We start from the raw sequence: 19,039 nt of genomic DNA on the forward strand, positions 1-19,039 counted from the left end.
CGACCTCGGGGGAGCACGACCGGACCAACTTCGGGCGGATCGGTAACCACCCAGTACCGCCGGTCGAGGGACATCGTTGTGCGGCCAGGTCGAGTACACGGCCGTGTCCCGACCCCCTCAGTGACCCTCGGAGGCACTCATGATCATTCTGGGCATCATCCTCATCCTCGTCGGCTACCTCCTGCCGGTGCCGGCGTTCGTCGCGACCATCGGGTGGATCCTCCTGGTGATCGGCCTGATCCTCACCGTCCTCGGGGCCGTCGGTCGCGGGGTCGGTGGGCGCAAGACGTACTTCTGACCGAGGTCCCGCGCGCCCGCCCCCGGGTGGGCGCGCGGCCCGTTCTCACCTGATTCCGACCCGGGTCACGTCGGCGCTTCACCGCTGTCGATCACGGTGGGCCGCATGCCTGCGACCGACATGCCCCCGGCACGGGTCTCCACCCCGGCGAGCAAGGTCCCCGAGATCACGCTGGTGTTCTGGGTGGCGAAGCTGCTCACCACCGGCATGGGGGAGACCACCTGGGACGCGCTCGACATCGCCTTCGACCAGGTGATCGCCGTGGCCGTCACCGGCACCCTGTTCGTGCTGGCGATGGTGCTCCAGTTCGTGCGCCGGACCTACGAGCCGTGGACCTACTGGTTCGCGATCGTCATGGTCTCGGTCTTCGGCACCACCGTGGCCGACCTCGTGCACAACGACCTCGGGGTGCCCTACACGGTCTCGACCGGCGTGCTGCTCGTGCTGGTGCTCGCGGCGTTCGCGCTCTGGTACCGGGTGGAGGGGACGCTGTCGATCCATGCCGTCACCACCCGCCGTCGGGAGACCTTCTACTGGGTGGCGGTGCTGCTGACCTTCGCGCTGGGCACCGCGGCCGGCGACTGGACGGCCTCGACGCTGCACCTGGGCTACCTGCCGTCGGGCATCCTCTTCGGCGTCCTGTTCCTCCTGCCCGCGCTCGCGTACCGGTTCCTCGGGGCGAACGCGATCGCCTGCTTCTGGATGTCCTACGTCCTGACCAGGCCCTTCGGAGCCTCCTTCGCGGACTGGTTCGGCGGGCCTCCCGGGCGCGGCGGGCTCGCCCTCGGCATGGACCGCACGGCGATCGTGCTGACCGTCCTCATCGTCGGGGTCGTCGCTTTCCTCGCGATCACGAAGGTCGACCGTCCGGCGGCACTGGACGGGGCCGGGAGCGGGAACACCGCCGGGTGACCACCGCAGCCCCACCCCGGCCCGCACCGGCCTTCGTCACCGGTCTGCGCGCCCACGGCGACCGGACCGCGATCATCACCCCGGACGGCGCCCTGACCTACACGGAGCTGGCCGACCGGGTCGACGCGGAGGCCTCCGCGCTCGCCGGGGACGGAGCGCAGCGGAGCTCGACCGTCGGGACCGGCCCGCGGAAGCTGGTGCTGGTCACCCTCGCCGCGACGGTGCCGGCGCTGGTCGCCTACCTCGGCGCGCTGCGCGCCGGGCACGTCGTCCTGCTCGCCCCGGCGGCCGACCCGGCCACCGTGGCGGAGCTGACGCGCGACTGGCGCCCGGACGTCGTGGACGGCGTCCCGACGACGGGTGCGGCCGGGCGGGTCCTGCACGACGACCTCACGCTGCTGCTCGCGACGTCGGGCTCCACCGGCTCCCCGCGGCTCGTGCGCCTGGCGGCGGCCTCGCTCGACGCGAACGCCGCCGCGATCGCGGACTCCCTCGACATCCTCCCGACCGATCGCGCGGCCACGACGCTGCCGCTGCACTACTGCTACGGCCTGTCGGTCGTCCACGCGAACCTGCTCGCCGGTGCCGGGCTGCTCCTCACCGACGCGTCGGTCACCGACCCCGCCTTCTGGCGTCAGGTCCGCGAGCATGCGGTGACCAGCCTGCACGGCGTCCCGCACACTTTTGCGCTGCTCGACCGGGCCGGCGTCGACCTGGACCTGCCGCACCTGCGCTACGTCACCCAGGCCGGCGGCCGGCTCGCGCCCGACGAGGTCCGGCGGTGGGCCGCCCGTGGCGCCGAGCACGGCTGGCGGTTCGTGGTCATGTACGGCCAGACCGAGGCGACCGCCCGCATGGCCTACCTGCCCCCGGAGCTCGTCGCGGCGGCCCCCGAGGCGATCGGCGTCCCCGTCCCCGGTGGGGCGCTGCGCATCGACGACCCGGACACCGACGGCGTCGGCGAGATCGTCTACTCCGGCCCGAACGTCATGCTCGGGTACGCGGAGTCGGACGCGGACCTCGCGCTCGGCCGCACCGCGACCGAGCTGCGCACCGGCGACCTCGGTCGCCGCCGCCCCGACGGGCTGTTCCAGGTGGTCGGCCGCCGGTCACGGTTCGTCAAGCCGTTCGGGATCCGCGTCGACCTCGACGCCGTCGAGACGTTCCTGCGGTCCCGGGGCCACACGGCCGCCGTGACCGGCGACGACACCGGGCTGGTCGTGGCGGTCGAGGACGGCGACCCGACCGCCGTGCGCGTCGCCGTCGTCGAGCGGCTGCACCTGCCCGGCCCCTCGGTCACCGTCGTCGCGATCGACGCGCTCCCACGGCGCGCCAACGGCAAGCTCGACCATCCCGCGGTGGCCGCCCTCGCCCGTCGTCCGGAAGGGCCTTCCCGACGACGGGTCGCGGGGGTCCGGGAGGTCTTCGCCCGGACCTTCCCGGGGCAGGTGCTCGACGACGGTGCCTCCTTCGTCGACCTCGGCGGGGACTCCCTGACCTACGTGCAGGTCTCGGCGGACCTGGAGCGGGCGCTGGGCCACCTGCCGGAGCGCTGGGACACCACGCCGCTCGGCGAGCTCGCCGCCCGCACCCCGGCCGCGCGGTCGCGGTGGGCGGGCCTGGAGCCGGCCGTGGTGCTCCGGGCGCTCGCGATCGTGCTGGTCGTCGGCGAACACGACCACCTCTGGACCTGGCTCGGTGGCGCGCACCTCCTGCTCGCCGTCGCCGGCTGGACCTTCGCGCGGTTCGTGCTCGCCGGTGGCGGGCCGGGACGGATCCTGCGGTCGGCCGCCCTGATCGCGGTGCCGAGCTCGCTGTGGATCCTGGGGCGCTCGTTCGTCACCGGCTCGGTCCAGCACCAGGACGCCCTCCTGCTCGGCGGCGTGTTCCACCCGCTGGTGCAGGGCTACTGGTTCGTCGACTCGCTCGTGCAGATCCTCGTCGGGGCCGCCGCGCTGTTCGCCGTCCCCGCCGTACGCCGGTTCGAGCGCCGGCACCGGTTCCGGCTGCCGGCGATCGTGCTCGCGGCGTCGGTCGTCCTCTGGCTCGTGCCGGGTGACCCGTCCGTGCCCGGCGACCTGTACAGCACCCACCTCGTCCTGTGGCTGTTCGTGCTGGGCTGGATGCTGCAGCGGGCCGGGACCCCCGCACAGCAGTGGGTGACCGCGGCGGCCACGGTCGTGCTGGTCCCCGCGTTCTTCGGGGTCGAGTACGAGCGGGCGGCGATCGTCGCGGGCGGCGTGCTCGTGCTGCTGTGCGTGGCCCGCGTCCGGGTCCCGCGGTTCCTGGTCGCCCCGGTCACGGCGGTCGCGAGCGCTTCGCTGGGCATCTACCTGACGCACTTCGCGCTGCTCGGGCTGGCCGACGTCGGCGTGCCGCCGGCCGCGCTCGTGGTACTGGGGCTCGTCGTCGGGATCCTGGCGTGGCGGGCGGGGACCGGCGTGGCGCGAGCCGGCGTCCGGGCGTGCGCTCAGATCTCCTGGCCGTCGCGCTCGAGCGGGCCGGCGGGCCAGGCGTCGAGCGAGGTGAGGACCGGCAGCACCATGCCGTTGCGGTGGTCGTCCTCGACCTGGTGGTGGACGCCGATGGCGCGCAGGTCGGTGTCGGGCAGGGCCACCCAGCCGGAGCGTTCGTAGAACGGCCGCAGGCCCGGGTCGCACGTGAGGAACCCGTGCGGCACCGCGAGGTCGACGAGGGTCCGTCGGATCTCGGCCAGCAGCGCGCCCCCGAGGCCCGTGCCCTGCCGTCCGGGATGCACCGCGACCAGCCCGACGTCCCCGACGAGCAGCGAGCCGCCGGGGGAGCGCAGGAAGCGGCGGATGACCCCGGCGTGCGCCACGACCTCGTCGCCGACCCGGCCGAGCACCCGCAGCTCCGGGCGCGCGCCGACCCAGCTCCGCCCGGGGGCGAACGTGGTGGGCCCGTAGCTGGCGGCGAGCAGCCGGTGCACCGCCGCGTGGTCCTCGGGGCGGAGACGGGTCTCCCAGACGACGTCCCACGCCGGCGGCGGCTTCCTCGTGGCGGTGCGCGATGCGGTGTCGGAGTACACGCTGCCTCCCCTACGCGGTCACGACGGCGGGTCGGCGCCGGTCGGTGTCGGTGGTGAGCTCCGTGTCGGACGTGAGCTCCCAGCCCTGCCGGGGTCCGAAGTCGGCGGTGAGGCTGAACCGGTCGGCCCGGATCACGCTCTGCCGCCACTCGACGAGATCGCCCCGGTGGGCGCCGGTCCGCTCGATGTGGAACACGGCGTCCCCGGCGGCGATCCCGAGCAGGCGGGCGCGGACCGGGTCGGCCACGGCCACCCGGATCCGTTCGCGGCCCTCGTCGACGCGGACGCCGGTGAGGCGGGCGAGCTCGTCGTAGAGGGAGGTGTGCGTGAGGTCGCGACCCAGGAGCGGGGCGCCGAGGTCGTACGGCAACCACACCCGGTCCCAGGCGAGGGGCTCGTCGTCGGCGAGCCGGAGCCGCTCGAGGTGCAGGAGCGGGGTCGACTCCTCGAGCCCGAGGCGGGTGGCGACGACGCCGTCGAAGGTCCGGACGACGGCCCGCACCACGCTGGTCTGCACACGCCCGGTGCGCTCGACGACGTCGAAGAGCGTCGACGTGGTGCCGACGGAGTAGACCATCTCGGGCTGCACCCGACGGTCGGTCACCCGCGGGGAGCGGCCCCGCTCGGCGGTGACGACGCCGTCGGCGCGCAGCTGGGCGAGCGCCTGGCGGACCGTGTTCCGGCTGACCGCGTACTCGCCGACCAGCGCGTGCTCGCCCGGGAAGCGTTCGGCGAACTCCCCGGCGGCGATCCGCCGCTGCAGGTCGTCCTGCAGCTGCGACCACAGCGGGGCGTCGTCCGACCGGTCGAGCGGAGACGGCGCCACCCGATTGACCCTACATACGGCGGCGCACAAAGGTCAGGTCATTTCGACGGCATCCAAGGGGATGGCGGCGCCAGGCAGTTGATCATGGCGAGCGCGACATCGCGCGCTCGCCATGATCAACTGCCTGGCCCTCCGGGTCGTGGTCGGTCGACCGGCGTCGCCCCGCCGTCGGGATGATCGCGACTTCGTGAGCGTGTCCCAGCAGCGCTTGCGCGTGTCGCGCACCGAGTCGCGATCTCGATCCAGGTCCGTTGGGTCGCAACCCGATCGGGATCGCACTCGCCGTCGGGGTGCCCTTCGCTTCGGCGCAGGAGAGCGGCGGCGGGAGGCGTGCCCGCTCAGTAACGCCCGAGGGGCCGTCCGGCCGTGCCCGCTGCGCCGGTCGCTGTCGGAGATGGGAGTTTTCGCCGGGATTTACACGGCGGTCCTTCTCGCGACCTCACGTGCTTCCTACGGTTCACGGCACCGCCGGCACAGGCCCGGCCGAGCAGGACGGAGCCGGCGATGACCACGACCGGGGTGGGCTCCAGCGCGGACGACGAGTACCTGGCGAAACGGCAGCTGCGCAGCGGCGCCGCGGGGTGGGTGCTGCTGGCCGGGCTCGGCGTCAGCTACGTGATCTCGGGGGACTACTCGGGCTGGAACTTCGGTCTCGCCGAGGGTGGGTTCGGGGGGCTCGCGATCGCCGGGGTCGTCATCGCCGCGATGTACTTCGCGATGGTGCTCGGCATGGCGGAGCTCTCCAGCGCGCTCCCGACGGCGGGTGGCGGCTACACCTTCGCGCGGCGCGCGCTGGGCCCGTGGGGCGGGTACGCGACCGGCACCGCGATCCTCATCGAGTACTCCATCGCTCCGGCCGCGATCGCCACGTTCATCGGCGCCTACGTCGAGTCCCTGCAGCTCTTCGGCATCACCGACGGCTGGTGGGTCTACCTCGCGGCATACGCGATCTTCGTCGGCATCCACCTCTCCGGGGCCGGGGAGGCGCTCAAGGTCATGTTCGTGATCACCGCGATCGCGGTGGTCGGTCTGATCGTGTTCGCCGTCGCCGCGATCCCGCTGTTCGACCCCGCGAACCTCGTCGACATCCCCGCGACCGACGCGGTCGGCGCGAGCGCGACCCTGCCGTTCGGGCTGCTCGGCGTGTGGTCCGCGGTGCCGTTCGCGATCTGGTTCTTCCTCGCTGTGGAGGGCGTCCCGCTGGCGGCCGAGGAGGCCCGCGACCCGCGTCGCGACGTGCCCCGCGGCATCGTCGTGAGCATGCTCGTGCTGGTGGTGACCGGCGCCGTCGTGCTCGTGCTCTCCACCGGGGCGCTCGGGGCGGAGGCGCTCTCGCAGTCGGGCAACCCGCTCGTCGAGGCGCTCGGCACCGGCATCGCGGCCACCGTCGTCAACTACATCGGGCTGGCCGGGCTGATCGCGAGCTTCTTCTCGATCATCTACGCCTACTCGCGGCAGACGTTCGCGCTCTCCCGCGCCGGCTACCTGCCCCGGGTGCTGTCGGTGACCAACTCCCGCAAGGCGCCGGCGCTCGCGCTGATCGTGCCGGGCGTGATCGGCTTCCTGCTCACCTTCACGGGCGAGGGGGCGACCCTGCTGAACATGGCGGTGTTCGGGGCGGCCCTGAGCTACGTGCTGATGATGGTCAGCCACATCGTGCTGCGCCGCCGCGAGCCCGACATGCCGCGCCCGTACCGCACCCCGGGCGGCACGGCCACGACCGGTTTCGCGCTGGTCGTCGCGTGCATCGCGGTCGTCGCGACCTTCCTCGTCGACACCGTCGCCGCGCTCTGCGCGCTCGGCGCCTTCGCCCTGTTCATGGCGTGGTTCGGGTTCTACTCCCGCCACCACCTGGTCGCGTCCGCCCCGGACGAGGAGTTCGCCGCACTCGCGGCCGCCGAGGAGGCGCTGAAGTGACCCGACGGATCACGCTGTCCGGGCACACCTACGAGTTCGCCGACCTGAAGGCACTGCTCGCCGCGGCCACCCCGGAGCGCTCCGGGGACGCGCTCGCCGGGGTCGCGGCCGCCTCGGAGCAGGAGCGGGTCGCGGCCCAGTGGCTGCTCGCCGACCTGCCGCTGACCACGTTCCTCGACGAGCAGGTCGTGCCCTACGAGGACGACGAGGTCACGCGGCTCATCGTCGACTCCCACGACGCGGCGGCCTTCGCGCCGGTGGCGGCGATGACCGTCGGCGAGTTCCGCGAGCACCTCCTGCGCCCGGAGACCGACACGGTCGCCCTGCGCGACGGGCTCACCCCCGAGATGGTCGCCGCCACGAGCAAGCTGTGCCGGGTCCAGGACCTCGTCTCGGTCGCGCGGCGCACGCCCGTCGTCACGGCGTTCCGCTCGACCATCGGGCGGCCGGGCACGCTCGCCACGCGCCTGCAGCCCAACGACCCCACCGACGACCCGCTCGGCGTCAGCGCCGCGATCGTCGACGGCCTGCTGCACGGCTGCGGGGACGCCGTCATCGGCATCAACCCCGCCACCGACTCCCCACGGCGCACCATCGACCTGCTGGGACTCATCGACGACGTCCGGCAGCGCTACGACATCCCGACCCAGAGCTGCGTGCTCGCCCACGTCACGACCACGCTGCAGATCCTCGAGCGCGGGGCGCCGGTCGACCTGGTGTTCCAGTCGATCGCGGGCACCGAGGCCGCCAACGACGGGTTCGGCGTGACGCTGGACCTCCTCCGCCAGGCCCACGAGGGCGCCCTCGCGCTCGGGCGCGGCACCGTCGGGACGCAGTGCATGTACTTCGAGACGGGGCAGGGGTCCGCGCTGTCGGCCGACGCGCACCACGGCGTCGACCAGCAGACCCTCGAGGCGCGGGCCTACGCGGTGGCGCACGCCTTCGACCCGTTGCTGGTCAACACCGTCGTCGGGTTCATCGGCCCCGAGTACCTCTTCGACGGCAAGCAGATCATCCGGGCCGGGCTCGAGGACCACTTCTGCGGCAAGCTGCTGGGCCTGCCGATGGGTGTCGACGTCTGCTACACCAACCACGCCGAGGCCGACGCGGACGACACCGACGTCCTGCTCACCCTGCTCGGCGCCGCCGGCTGCCCGTTCGTCATCTGCGTGCCGGGCGGCGACGACGTGATGCTGCACTACCAGTCGTTGTCCTTCCACGACGCGCTCTACGCGCGCCAGACCCTCGGCCTGCGGCCGGCGCCCGAGTTCGCCGACTGGCTCGCGCGGATGGACATGATCACCGACGACGGGCGCGTCCGGGACCTGCCCGCGGACGCGTCGAGCCTGCGCGCGCTGACGGCGGGTGTGCGGTGAGCATTGACCCGCTCGACGCCCTCCGGCACGCGACCCGCGCCCGCGTGGCGCTCGGGCGGGCGGGCGACGCCATGCCGACCGGACACCTGTTGACGCTGCGCCAGGCCCACGCCGCCGCCCGGGACGCCGTGCACGACCCGTTGGACGCCCCGGCGCTCGCCGCCGAGATCGAGGGGGAGCTCGGCGTCGGGGTGTGCTGCGTGCGCAGTGCCGCGCCGGACCGTTCGCGCTACCTGCAGCGTCCCGACCAGGGCCGCCGTCTGGCGGAGGACACCGACCTGCCCCACGGCGAGCACGACCTGGTGGTCGTCGTCGGCGACGGGCTCTCCCCGCTGGCGATCCACCGCCACGCGGTGCCGATGCTGCGGGAGGTCCTCGCCCGCCTCGACGGCTGGCGGGTGGCGCCCGTCGTGGTCGCGACGCAGGCCCGGGTCGCCCTGGGCGACGAGATCGCGACGGCGGTCGGCGCGCGCAGCGTGCTGGTGCTCATCGGGGAACGGCCCGGCATGAGCTCCACCGACAGCCTCGGCGCCTACTTCACCTACGACGCCCGCCGCGGTCGTCGCGACTCCGAGCGCAACTGTCTGTCGAACATCCGCCCGCCGCACGGCGTCGACTACCCGCCCGCCGCGGACACGCTGGCGATGCTCATGGCCGAGGCGCGCCGGCTGAAGCTCTCGGGGACGGGGCTGAAGGCCGACCCGGCCCTCGGCGCGGGGGAGGACGGGACGTCCTGACGGCGGGTCCGGCCCGGTGCGTGCCGGACCGGTCGTGGGGTCAGAGCCCGGCGGTGCGCAGCGCCGCGTCGATGCGCTCGGCCATCAGCCGGTGGCCGGCGTCGGTCGGGTGGATCCGGTCGGCGCCGATCAGGCCGGTGGGCCGGGCGAACCACCCGTCCGCGACCGGGTCGACCCACTGCGCGCCGGCGGCGAGCGCGGCGGTGCGTACGGCGTCGCGGACGGTGAGGACCGGCGCGGGCGCGTTCCCGTCCGACCACACCGGCCCGATCACCACGAGTCGGGCCTGCGGCGCCCGCGAGCGGATCTCCCGGTAGAGGGCGGTGGCCTCGCTCCCCACCCGGGCGGGTGCCGTCCCGGCGTCGTTGCGGGAGCCCTCCACGATCACCAGCCGCGGCGCGGCGGCGAGAGCGGTCCCGAGCTGGGCCGAGGCGTAGGGCCGCGTGCCGGGGATGGTGGCGACGTATCCGGTCCCGCCGACGGCGGTCGGGGTGATGGTCCAGTTCCGGGGACCACCGACGATCGAGGCCCAGTTCGCCGCGCCCGTGCCGCCCTGGGCGGTGCCGGTCGTGAAGCTGTCCCCGATGATCGCCACCGGCGTCGTGGGTCGGGCGGTCCCGGCGAGGACCGCCGTCGTCGTCCGGGCCTCGTCGGAACGCCGTTGGTCGGCCGAGCCCTTGACGCCGATGGCGACGAACAGGGCCGACAGGGTCGCGAGGACCACGACGGACAGGACGAGACGACGACGGACCATGGCTCCCCCGGACAACGTGCGCGTTAGCACGAATGACGTCGCCCGTTAGGCCATATGCGTTACGCGTAGCGCTCGCGGGCCCGCTCCCGGGCCTTCTGCGCCTCGATCTCCCGGTCCTTCGGCGGCGCGGTGGTGACCAGCTCGTCGAGCAGGGTGCGGGTGCTCGCGGTGATGTCGGCGACGGCCCGGGCGAAGGCCGCCTCGTTGGCCCGCGAGGGGCGGGCCGCACCGCTGATCTTGCGGACGAACTGGAGGGCGGCCTCGTGCACCTCGTCCTCGGTCGCCGGGGGCTCGAAGTTGTGCAGGACCCGGATGTTGCGGCACATGCCCGCGATGGTGCCCCATCCGCGTGCCCGGTCGGCAGGGGTGCGACCCGGTGTGACGCCGGTTCGCCCGCACCCGTCACCCGGTGGATGCAGCGTCGTTGCTCCGGTGATCGGTAGTCGACGCGGCGCTGGTGCCGCAGCAGTGGGAGGTCCGGCCATGTCCGTCCCGGCACGCGGCGTCGCCCGCCAGCTCGTCATCACCGGCTCCGTCGCCGCGGGGCTCCTCGGTGGTGCCGCGGCGGCCCTCGCCGCGCCCGCCCCGGCGGCGGCCGGCCAGACCATCCCGGCCTCCTGTGGGCAGAGCGTCACCGCCAGCCCCGGCGACCAGGTCCGTATCAGCTCGCGGACCGGCAAGCCGTACACCGTGAACGTCACCGAGTCGTCGCCCTCGACGCAGGTCTGGTCGGCGGGCCCGCTCTGCCAGGTCCGGGTCAATGCCGTGCAGCGTCCGGTCACCGCGGCGCCGGTGGCCGCGGCCCCCGTCGCGCCGGTCGCCCCCGTCGCTCCGGTGGCGCCGGTCGCCCCCGCCGGCGGGGCGCTCGCGCCGACCGCCCCGGTCGCGCCCGTCGCCCCGGCGCCGGCCGCGATCGCGCCGCGGGCGACCGCCCCGGCCGCGTCGTCGCTGGGCAGCCCGTCCTTCGGGACCGCCCCGCTCGGCGCGACCGCGCCCGGCCTCCCGCTGGGGGCGATGGCCCCGGCGCCGTCCGCGGCGTTGCCGCCGGTGGCCCAGGACCCGACCAGCGAGGTCAGCCGCACCGCCGAGGGCCGCCCCGACACCGGTGAGGGCCCGTCCGACGTGCCCCTGGTGCTCGGTGCCCTCGCCGTCGGCGGGGTCGCCGCCGGTGCGATCCGGTACCGGATGCTGCACCGCCGGATGGCCGGCGACCAGCCCGCCGGTCCGGCGCCCGAGCCGGTCGTCGGCGAGTCCGGTCGGCACGCCGCCCCCGCGGCCGACATGGCCGACGGGTCCGACGACGCCACGCAGCTCGCGCCGGTCGGGGCACCCGCGCCGTTCGCGTCGGCGGTCGAGGAGGAGCCCACGCAGATGGCGCCCTTCCGGCTCGCGCCGTTCGCGCCCCGGCCGGTGGAGCCCGCCTTCGGGGCCGGGCCGTTCCACGCCGACCCGACCGACCACGCCCCGCTCGACGGGGAGCTGGACCCGGCGCTGGCGGACACCACCTACGTGGAGCGGGTCGTCGACACCTGGGCCGCGCGTCCGTACCTCGACGCGGACCTCGGTGCCGACCACGACACCGACGCCGACACGACGATCGTCGAGCGGGTGCCCGCGGGTCGTTCCTGACCCGCTCGCCGTGGAGCGGGCACCGGTTCAGCCCCCGGTGCCCTTCCGCTCCGTCTCGGTCACGATCCACTCGGCCACCGTGGCGAGCTTCATGTTCGTGTGCTGCGAGGACTCGACCAGCATCGCGAACGCGCGGGCCTGCCCGGTGCCGAAGCGCTCCATGAGGACGCCCTTCGCCTGCCCGATGACGTCGCGGCTCTCCAGGGCGACGTGCAGCCCCTGGATGCGCTGGGCGCCGTGCAGGACGAGGGCGGCCTGGGCGGCGAACAACCGCCCGACGTCGGCGGTGCCCTGGTCGAACACGTGGGACCGCGAGGAGTAGAGGTTGAGCGCGCCGGCACTGCCGCGCTCGGCGAAGAGCTGGAACGACATCAGGGACCCGATGCCGCGCTCGGCCGCCGCCGAAGCATAGCGGGGCCACCGGTCCTGCGCGGCCCCCATGTCGTCGACGACGATCCGCTGCTCCTCCCAGATCGAGTCGAGGCAGGGGCCCTCGCCGAGGCTGTTCTGCAGCTGGTCGAGGTCGTTGACGACCGGGCTGCTCGGGGCGTGCGACTCGACCGTGCCGCCGCGCGTCACCAGCGAGATCCCGGCCTCGTCGATGTGCGGGACGCTCGTCGGTGGACGCCACACGAAGCCGCTACCCGCCGGCCGCACGGCAGTACACCTTCGGCGGGGTGCGACCCGTGTGCCGGGTCCCGGCGTCGGGTAACTGGGAAGATGACCTTGAACCACGTCCGGCGCGGCACCGGCGCGCCCCTGGTCCTCGTCCACGGCCTCGGCGGCTCCTGGCGGTCGTGGGGCAGCGTGCTCGACGACCTCGCCGCCCACCGCGAGGTCGTCGCCCCCGACCTGCCGGGCTTCGGCGACAGCGCGCCGCTGGCCGGCGAGGTCAGCATCGCCACGCTCACCGACGCGCTCGAGGGGTTCCTCGACGAGCACGACCTGCGGGGCGCCGACCTGGTCGGCAGCTCGATGGGCGCCCGCATGGTGCTGGAACTCGCTCGTCGCGGGGTCGGGGGAGACGTCGTCGCGCTCGACCCGGGCGGGTTCTGGACGCCGGGCGAGCAGCGCGTGTTCTCCGCGTCGCTGCGGGCGTCGATCGCGCTGGTGCGCCGGATCGACCCGGTGCTGCCGACCCTGCTGGGCAACCCCGTCACCCGGACCGCGCTCCTCGCCCAGTTCTCCGCGCGTCCCTGGGCGCTGCACCCCGCGGTGCCGCTCGAGGAGCTGCGCCGCATGATCACCTCGCCGTCGTTCGACGACGCCCTGGACGCGCTGACCCACGGCCCGACCCAGGAAGGGACCCCGCGCGGGACCGCCCCGGGCCGGATCACGCTCGGCTGGGGGCGCTACGACGGGGTGACGCTGCCCCGCCAGGCGGCGCGCGCCCAGGCCGCCTTCCCCGACGCCGAGCTCCACTGGTTCGACCGGTGCGGACACTTCCCGCAGTGGGACGCCCCGCAGGAGGCCGTGCAGCTCGTGCTCGCGCGCACCGGGGCCCGCACGGGCTGAGCCCCTACGCGAGCAGCCGTTCCACCTCTCCGGCCAGCGCGAGCAGCAGCGCGTCGTCGCCCGGGCCCGCCTCGAGGGAAAGGCCGATCGGCAGCCCGTCGGTGGTGGTGCCGGCGGGCAGGCTGATCGCCGGCATGCCCGCCGTGGACCCGGGGCCGGTGTTGCGGATGGTCGTGAGGAAGGTCGGGACCGGCCGCCCGTTGTGCTCGGTGGTGTCGTCGTCGCCGAGCGGGATCGCGGGCAGCGGGACCGTGGGGTAGACCAGCGCGTCGACGTCCGCGAGCGCACCCGCGTAGGCGGCGCGCAGCCGGTCCCGCGCTCCGAGGGCCTCGCGGTAGACCTCGTCGGTCACGCTGCCCGAGGCGGCGAACTCGCACCCGGCGCGCACGTCGGGGGACGCGATCTGCGCGAGCACGTCGGCGAAGGTCAGGTCCCGCTCGGGCCAGGGGAGCGTGGCGAGGTAGGCGGGCAGGTCCCGGACGATCTCGTGGAAGACGATGGGGAACCCGCACTCGGCGTCGAGGGCGTGGGCGTCCGGCACGGCGGTCTCCACGAGCTCCACGCCCGCGTCGGCCAGGCGGTCCAGCGCGCGGGCGACCACGGACGCGACCTCGGGGTGCAGGTCGTCGAAGAATCCGGGCCGCGGGACGCCGAGCCGCAGCGCCCGCGCCGGCAGCGTTCCGGTCGCGATGCCCGTGACGATGGTGTCGACGAGTGCGGCGTCGGCGACGGAGCTCGTGAGGACGCCGGCGGTGTCGCGGGTGTGCGAGATGGGGACCGCGTTCCCGTCGCCCCACCGCCCGACCGTCGGGCGCCAGCCCACGATGCCGCAGTGGGCGGCCGGCACCCGGAGCGAACCGCCCGTGTCGGTGCCCAGCGCGATCGGCACGATCCCGGTGGCCACCGCCACGGCCGAGCCGCCGGAGGAGCCACCTGGTGAGCGGCTCGGGTCCTGCGGGTGGCGGGCGGGCCCGAACGCGGTGTTGTTCGAGGTGATCCCGAGCGCGAGCTCGTGCAGGTTGGTCTTGCCGATCACCGCGGCACCCGCCGCCCGCAGGGCCGCGACGGCGGGGTGGTCGCGCTCGGGCCGCGACCTCCGCAGGGCCGGGGTACCGCCCGTCGTCGGGAGGTCGTGGGTGTCGAGGTTGTCCTTGACCGCCACCGGGATCCCCGCGAGCGGTCCGTCGGTCCCGGTCCGGATGTCCTCGGCGACGGCGAGGAACACGCCGAGGTCGTCGCTGCGGCGCGCGGCGTCGAGGGACTCCTCGATCACGGCTGCGGCGGAGGAGGCCGCGACGCGGGCACGGACCTGGCTGATCGACGTCGGTGCGGACATGCGGATGTCCTACCGACCGACGCCCGCCTCCGCCAGGGCCCGCTGTGCCGCGTGCCAGCCCGCCATGCCGTGCGCGCCGGGCCCCGGGGGAGCGGCCGCCGACGCGAGCCAGTGCCCGGGCAGGCCGGTGGCGTAGGGGTCGCGCAGCGGGCGGGGGCCGAGGGCGAGCTGGACCGGGTCCTTGGCCCCGGCGAGGATGTCGCCGCCGGCCATGGTCGCGTTGGTGGCGGCGAACCCCGACGTCGTCGTGACCGAGAAGCCCGTGACGCGGGCGCGGAACCCGGGGGCGAACCGCTCGATCTGCGCGGTCACCAGCGCCTCGACCTCGGCCTCGGTGCCCGGCCAGCCCAGCGGCACGTGTGCGTAGGCGTAGACCGGGTGGACGTCGCCGCGGGCACGCGACGGGTCGGCCACGGACTGCTGCCCGACGAGGACGAACGGCCGCTCGGGGAGGTGGCCGCGGTTCGCGGCGGCCTCGGCGGCGGCGATCTCGGGTGCGGTCCCGCCGAGGTGCACGGTGCCGGCCCGCCCGACGTCGGGAGCGGTCCACGGCACCCCGCCGTCGACGGCATAGTCCACCTTCACCGAGCCGATCCCGCGGCGGAACCGCCGGTAGGCCCGCTGCGTCGCGGGCGGCAGGCGGTCGCCGAGGATGCGCAGGATCGAGGCCGGGTCGAGGTCGTGGACGACGATGTCGGCGCCCGCGAGCTGGTCGGCCGAGGTGACGCGGACGCCGGTCTCGATCTTTCCCCCGAGGTCGGCGAGCCGGGCGGCGAGCGCGTCGGCGATGGCCCGCGACCCGCCGACCGCGACCGGCCAGCCCGCGCTGTGACCCGCCGTCAGGATGCCGAGGCCGATCGCGGAGGACAGCGGTTCGGTGTGCGGGCGCATCGCGTGCGCCGCGACCCCGGCCCACAGCGCGCGGGCGCGCTCGGTGCGGAAGACCCGCCCGAGCACCGCGGCCGGCAGCACCGTCGGGGCGCCGAAGCGCGCGAAGAGGAACGGTCGGCGCGGCACGTGGACGACGGGGCCGAGCAGGTCGGGGGCCAGGTCGGGGTAGCGGCGGGACGGGCCGGCGACGAGGGCCCGGTAGCGCCCGGCGTCGGGACCGAGGCCCGCCGCCGTCGTCGCGACCGAGCGGTGGAGGAGTGCGGCGGACCCGTCGTCGAGCGGGTGGGCGCAGTCGATCTCGGGCCAGGCCCAGCGCAGGCCGTAGGTCTCGAGGCCCGCGAGCGCGGGGGAGTCGACGGCCATCGGGTGGAAGCCCGAGCAGTGGTCGACGAGCAGCCCCGGCCCGAGGGGCTCGTGGGTCCGGGTGCCGCCACCGATCTCGGGTTCGGCCTCCAGGACCGTGACCGAGCAGGCGGCGGCGGCGAGGACGGCGGCGGCAGCGAGCCCGTTGGGCCCGCTGCCGACCACCAGTGCAGTCGGTGCGGTCGAGCTCCGCTGCGCTCCGTCTCCAGGGCTCACGCGGGCAGTGTCCGCGATCCCTCGGGCACCGGCGCGGCGGAGGCGGCGGCCGGGTGCTCCGCCGCGGGGACGCCCTCGGCCGGGTCCCGACGCCAGGTCGGGTGCAGCGGGATGGGCCCGTCCGGCAGCCACGGCTGCGCGTCGACGGCGTCCTTCACGCTCCACCAGCCCCGCTCGACGACGCCGAGCGCCGCGTCGATCACCTGGTACTCCTGGATGCCCTTGTGGATCGGCTGCGACTCGACCCACGCCACCACGAGCTCCCCGGGCGCGAAGTGGCAACGGCGCTGCAGGGCGGCGATGAGGTCGGCGTTGTGCAGGTGCCCGTCACCGAAGTTGAAGCCGATCACCGAGTTCGCGGCGAACTCGGCCTCGCGCACGGTGTACCGGTCGACGTCCGGGACGTGGGTGAGCAGGAGCGAGAACAGCCCGCGGCCCTGCGAGTGCATGGAGCGCCACGCCGCGGTCTGCTGCATCGTCACCTCGGCGACGAGCGGCTCGTAGCCCAGCGCCTGCAGCTGGTGGACCTGGTTGCGGCAGGGCCGCACGACGGCGTCGAGCTTGTCCTCGCAGCCGGGCGCGAAGGCCCACAGCGCGGAGGCCCAGTTGCCGGCGTACTGCCGCATCGACGGGGTGAAGGCGACCAGGTCGGGGCGCAGGTTGCCGAGGATCGGGAAGAACACCAGGCCCGCGATCAGCGGCACGAGCAGCCACGCCGGGTCCATGTCCCAGACCGCGAAGCCCGCCTGGTTCGGGTGCCCGGCGAAGAGCGTGATGGTGCCGAAGGCGAAGAGCAGGTTCCACTCCAGCGGCACGGCCAGCGGGAACGTCGAGGTGATGAACAGGTGGAAGACCACCATGAGCGTCACGGCCGCGAGGGTGAGCGTGGTGTTCGTGGAGAACAGCAGGGTCAGCGGCGCGACGATCTCGACGGTGGTGCCGCCGATGTGGGCGAGTGCCCCGCCGGCCTTCGACGGGCGGATGTCGCGGGGGAAGTCCCGGTAGTTCAGCCGGCGCAGCCACCGCGTCGGGACCATCGGGCTGTTGGAGACCATCGGCGGGACGACGTTGGAGAAGTGCCGGCCGAACTTCGAGCAGCCGGCACCGATCCACACCGACACGATGAGCACCTTGAGCGCCACGATCATGTCGACGAAGCCGTTCCGACCGACGACGCCGACCAGCGAGAAGATGACCAGGGCGGGTGCGTACTGCTCGATCCGGGAGGCGATCGCGATCGTCTTGTCCCGCAGCGACACCAGCGCGAGCAGCACCAGCGGTGCGACGAACAGCGCGGGGGCGACGAGACCCGAGGTGTTCTCCGGGAACACCGAGGAGAGCGACGCGCTCGGGACGCCGGGCAGCACGACCGGCAGGAAGAGGGTCACCAGCAGCGCGAGGTAGAGCGCGACGTCGAGCGGGGTGCGGGCGTCACCGCGGGTCAGCGGGACCTTGCCGGGCCACGGGGGCATCCGGATGGTGCCGACGCGGGCCCAGAACAGGACGCTGCCGGTCATCGGCTTGAACTTGCCCGCGATCGGTCCCCACGAGCCGGCGAGGCCCAGGGTCTCGAGGAACATCGTCCAGGCGATCGCCTTCTGGTAGACGATCGGCTCCGCCCACCAAGACCCGACGTCCCACGCGGGGCCGAGCCCGCTCGTGGACGTGATGAGGAACGAGCCGAGGCCCAGGTAGAGCACGACGAGCTTCACGACGTAGGTCGTCGGGATGAGCTTCGGGGTGCCGAAGCCGTAGTCCACCCAGTGCAGGGCGAGCACCTTCATCCGCTCCATGAGCGGCCGCTCCAGGAATTCCGCCGGCTCGACCGGCGGGAACGTCCCCGTCGTGAATCCCACTGCCTTCTCCTCCCGACGCGCGGCCCGTCGGGGCCGGCGCGGGAACGCTAGGGGCGGGACTGTGACAGGGGCCATATTCTCCCGTCACGAAGCTCCGGGGACCTGTTGTGCCGGCAGCACAACGAGGTCTGGATAGGGTCCGCCGGCATGGAGCAGGGGGACGTCGACGCCGTCGTCGCCACGGTCGCCCGCGGGATCGCCGTGACGCTGCCGGCGCTGACCCGCGAGATGACCGAGCACTTCGTCGAGGTCATCCCCGAGTTCCGGCACGACGACGCGGTCCGGGAGCTCATGGTCTCGAGCACCGCGTCGAACCTCTCGGCGATCGTCGACCTGCTCGAGCACGGGATCGCCTTCGACGACCTCGCGGTGCCGGCTGCCGCGGCCGAGTACGCGCGCCGCTTCGCCCAGCGCGACCTGTCCCTGGAGGCGCTGCTGCGGGCCTACCGCCTCGGCGAGCACCGGTTCGTGCAGTGGGCCCTGCGGGCGCTCGGCGACCTCGACCTCGACGCGCGGACGGTCCTCGCGGCCGCGTCGGAGCTCGGCGCGCGGACCAACCGCTACATCGACCAGGTCATCGAGGGCCTCATCGACATCTACGAGGAGGAGCGCCGCACCTGGGACGCGCGCTCGGACGCCGTCCGGGCGGCCACGATCCGCGCCGTCCTCGCCGCCTCCGACCTCGACGTGGGCGGCGCCGAGCAGACCCTCGGCGCGCCGCTGCGGGGCTGGCACCGGGCCGCCGTGCTCTGGGCGCCCGCGCCGGGCCCCGACCTCCGTGACGTCGAGCGCGACCTGGTCACCGTGGCCGGGCGCGCCCCGCTGTCGGTCCTGGCCGAGCAGAACTGCCTCTGGGTGTGGTGGAGCGCGACCACCCGCCTCCCGCTGCACGCGGCGTCCCTCGCCCGGCTGGTCGGCGCCCACCCCGGCCTCCGCGTCGCCCTCGGCGGCGCCGGCAGCGGGCTCGAGGGGTTCCGGACGAGCCACCGGGAGGCCTGGCGGGCCCGGGCGCTCGCGGAGCTGCGGGCGGACGGCCCGGCGGTCGTCGACTACGACGAGGTGGCGGTCCCGGCCCTGCTCGCCGAGCACCAGGACGACCTGCTCGCCTGGCTGCGGCGCACGCTCGGCGGGCTCGCCGCGGGCGACGAGGCGACCGGCCGGCTGCGCGAGACGCTGCACGCCTACCTGGCCGCCGACCGCAGCTCCTCGGAGGCGGCCGGGCGGCTGCACCTGCACAAGAACACCGTCCACTACCGGCTCCGGCGTGCGGAGGAGGTCCTCGGGCACCCGGTGGCGGAGAACCGGCTCGACGTCGAGGTCGCGCTGCTCGTGTGCCGCCACCTGGGGTGGCCGGTCGGGTGAGG

At 74.5% G+C, this 19,039-nt stretch carries 16 protein-coding genes and 1 pseudogene; 9 read left to right on the forward strand and 8 right to left on the reverse strand.

What is annotated here, in order from left to right; translation table 11 throughout:
• Positions 1–139: 139 nt before the first annotated feature.
• From BJ983_RS29275 to BJ983_RS32760, 3 genes are all read left to right on the forward strand, one after another.
• On the forward strand, positions 140–298 hold the full coding sequence (locus BJ983_RS29275; protein WP_179797037.1) for a DUF6131 family protein: 159 nt from the start codon (positions 140–142) through the stop codon (positions 296–298).
• 105 nt (positions 299–403) lie between these two features.
• Entirely contained in the window at positions 404–1,210 is an 807-nt protein-coding gene (locus tag BJ983_RS29280; RefSeq protein WP_179797038.1) for a COG4705 family protein, read from the forward strand.
• Entirely contained in the window at positions 1,207–3,846 is a 2,640-nt protein-coding gene (locus tag BJ983_RS32760) for an AMP-binding protein (RefSeq protein WP_179797039.1), read from the forward strand. The genes BJ983_RS29280 and BJ983_RS32760 overlap by 4 nt, the downstream gene beginning before the upstream one ends.
• On the opposite strand, the pseudogene BJ983_RS30310 reads toward BJ983_RS32760, so the two are convergent.
• Both BJ983_RS30310 and BJ983_RS29290 read right to left on the reverse strand, forming a co-directional pair.
• Positions 3,744–4,259 (reverse strand): annotated as a pseudogene (locus tag BJ983_RS30310) (GNAT family N-acetyltransferase); the annotation flags it as partial. The gene BJ983_RS32760 and the pseudogene BJ983_RS30310 sit on opposite strands and share 103 nt — an antisense overlap.
• A 10-nt stretch (positions 4,260–4,269) precedes the next feature.
• Positions 4,270–5,085 (reverse strand): UTRA domain-containing protein, encoded by an 816-nt coding sequence (locus BJ983_RS29290; RefSeq protein WP_179797040.1) that lies wholly within the window; start codon positions 5,083–5,085, stop codon positions 4,270–4,272.
• Between the two features lie 504 nt (positions 5,086–5,589).
• Between BJ983_RS29290 and eat the strand changes: the two genes are divergently transcribed.
• Genes eat through eutC form a run of 3 tightly spaced genes read left to right on the forward strand, consistent with a single transcriptional unit; the run spans position 5,590 to position 9,115 of the window.
• The gene (gene eat / locus BJ983_RS29295) at positions 5,590–7,002 is read left to right on the forward strand and encodes an ethanolamine permease (RefSeq protein WP_179797041.1); all 1,413 of its coding nucleotides are present in this window, start codon (positions 5,590–5,592) and stop codon (positions 7,000–7,002) included.
• Positions 6,999–8,378, forward strand: coding sequence for an ethanolamine ammonia-lyase subunit EutB (locus BJ983_RS29300; RefSeq protein ID WP_179797042.1), 1,380 nt, complete (start codon positions 6,999–7,001; stop codon positions 8,376–8,378). Before eat ends, BJ983_RS29300 begins: the two co-directional genes overlap by 4 nt.
• Complete coding sequence (gene eutC / locus BJ983_RS29305; protein ID WP_179797043.1) at positions 8,375–9,115, forward strand: ethanolamine ammonia-lyase subunit EutC; 741 nt, start codon at positions 8,375–8,377, stop codon at positions 9,113–9,115. The genes BJ983_RS29300 and eutC overlap by 4 nt, the downstream gene beginning before the upstream one ends.
• A 40-nt stretch (positions 9,116–9,155) precedes the next feature.
• On the opposite strand, the gene BJ983_RS29310 is transcribed toward eutC, so the two are convergent.
• Both BJ983_RS29310 and BJ983_RS29315 read right to left on the reverse strand, forming a co-directional pair.
• Positions 9,156–9,869, reverse strand: a complete 714-nt coding sequence (locus BJ983_RS29310) for an SGNH/GDSL hydrolase family protein (RefSeq protein WP_179797044.1) — start codon at positions 9,867–9,869, stop codon at positions 9,156–9,158.
• 59 nt (positions 9,870–9,928) lie between these two features.
• The gene (locus BJ983_RS29315) at positions 9,929–10,195 is read right to left on the reverse strand and encodes a DUF2277 domain-containing protein (protein ID WP_179797045.1); all 267 of its coding nucleotides are present in this window, start codon (positions 10,193–10,195) and stop codon (positions 9,929–9,931) included.
• A 157-nt stretch (positions 10,196–10,352) separates the two neighbouring features.
• On the opposite strand from BJ983_RS29315, the gene BJ983_RS29320 reads away from it, so the two are divergent.
• The gene (locus BJ983_RS29320) at positions 10,353–11,498 is read left to right on the forward strand and encodes a hypothetical protein (RefSeq protein ID WP_179797046.1); all 1,146 of its coding nucleotides are present in this window, start codon (positions 10,353–10,355) and stop codon (positions 11,496–11,498) included.
• Positions 11,499–11,525: 27 nt separating this feature from the next.
• On the opposite strand, the gene BJ983_RS29325 is transcribed toward BJ983_RS29320, so the two are convergent.
• Positions 11,526–12,155, reverse strand: coding sequence for a GAF and ANTAR domain-containing protein (locus BJ983_RS29325; RefSeq protein ID WP_343054416.1), 630 nt, complete (start codon positions 12,153–12,155; stop codon positions 11,526–11,528).
• Positions 12,156–12,224: 69 nt separating this feature from the next.
• On the opposite strand from BJ983_RS29325, the gene BJ983_RS29330 reads away from it, so the two are divergent.
• On the forward strand, positions 12,225–13,013 hold the full coding sequence (locus tag BJ983_RS29330; RefSeq protein WP_218890555.1) for an alpha/beta fold hydrolase: 789 nt from the start codon (positions 12,225–12,227) through the stop codon (positions 13,011–13,013).
• 4 nt (positions 13,014–13,017) lie between these two features.
• Here BJ983_RS29330 and BJ983_RS29335 read toward each other — a convergent pair whose 3' ends face one another.
• Genes BJ983_RS29335 through BJ983_RS29345 form a run of 3 tightly spaced genes read right to left on the reverse strand, consistent with a single transcriptional unit; the run spans position 13,018 to position 17,675 of the window.
• Positions 13,018–14,349, reverse strand: coding sequence for an amidase family protein (locus tag BJ983_RS29335; protein ID WP_179797048.1), 1,332 nt, complete (start codon positions 14,347–14,349; stop codon positions 13,018–13,020).
• A gap of 9 nt (positions 14,350–14,358) precedes the next feature.
• Positions 14,359–15,819 (reverse strand): phytoene desaturase family protein, encoded by a 1,461-nt coding sequence (locus BJ983_RS29340; protein ID WP_343054417.1) that lies wholly within the window; start codon positions 15,817–15,819, stop codon positions 14,359–14,361.
• Complete coding sequence (locus BJ983_RS29345; RefSeq protein WP_179797049.1) at positions 15,816–17,675, reverse strand: DUF3556 domain-containing protein; 1,860 nt, start codon at positions 17,673–17,675, stop codon at positions 15,816–15,818. The genes BJ983_RS29340 and BJ983_RS29345 overlap by 4 nt, the downstream gene beginning before the upstream one ends.
• Positions 17,676–17,822: 147 nt before the next feature.
• On the opposite strand from BJ983_RS29345, the gene BJ983_RS31955 reads away from it, so the two are divergent.
• Positions 17,823–19,037: a PucR family transcriptional regulator gene (locus tag BJ983_RS31955; RefSeq protein ID WP_179797050.1), complete on the forward strand. Its 1,215-nt coding sequence runs from the start codon at positions 17,823–17,825 to the stop codon at positions 19,035–19,037.
• Positions 19,038–19,039: the final 2 nt, after the last annotated feature.

The sequence above is a fragment of the Actinomycetospora corticicola genome (assembly GCF_013409505.1).
GTDB lineage: Bacteria > Actinomycetota > Actinomycetes > Mycobacteriales > Pseudonocardiaceae > Actinomycetospora > Actinomycetospora corticicola.

Excerpts from the sequence above, each read along its gene's own strand:
- BJ983_RS29275 (WP_179797037.1), top strand. The coding sequence starts at position 140 with ATGATCATTCTGGGCATCATCCTCATCCTCGTCGGCTACCTCCTGCCG.
- BJ983_RS29280 (WP_179797038.1), top strand. The coding sequence starts at position 404 with ATGCCTGCGACCGACATGCCCCCGGCACGGGTCTCCACCCCGGCGAGC.
- eat (WP_179797041.1), top strand. The coding sequence starts at position 5,590 with ATGACCACGACCGGGGTGGGCTCCAGCGCGGACGACGAGTACCTGGCG.
- BJ983_RS29310 (WP_179797044.1), bottom strand. The coding sequence starts at position 9,869 with ATGGTCCGTCGTCGTCTCGTCCTGTCCGTCGTGGTCCTCGCGACCCTG.
- BJ983_RS29315 (WP_179797045.1), bottom strand. The coding sequence starts at position 10,195 with ATGTGCCGCAACATCCGGGTCCTGCACAACTTCGAGCCCCCGGCGACC.
- BJ983_RS29320 (WP_179797046.1), top strand. The coding sequence starts at position 10,353 with ATGTCCGTCCCGGCACGCGGCGTCGCCCGCCAGCTCGTCATCACCGGC.
- BJ983_RS29335 (WP_179797048.1), bottom strand. The coding sequence starts at position 14,349 with ATGTCCGCACCGACGTCGATCAGCCAGGTCCGTGCCCGCGTCGCGGCC.
- BJ983_RS31955 (WP_179797050.1), top strand. The coding sequence starts at position 17,823 with ATGGAGCAGGGGGACGTCGACGCCGTCGTCGCCACGGTCGCCCGCGGG.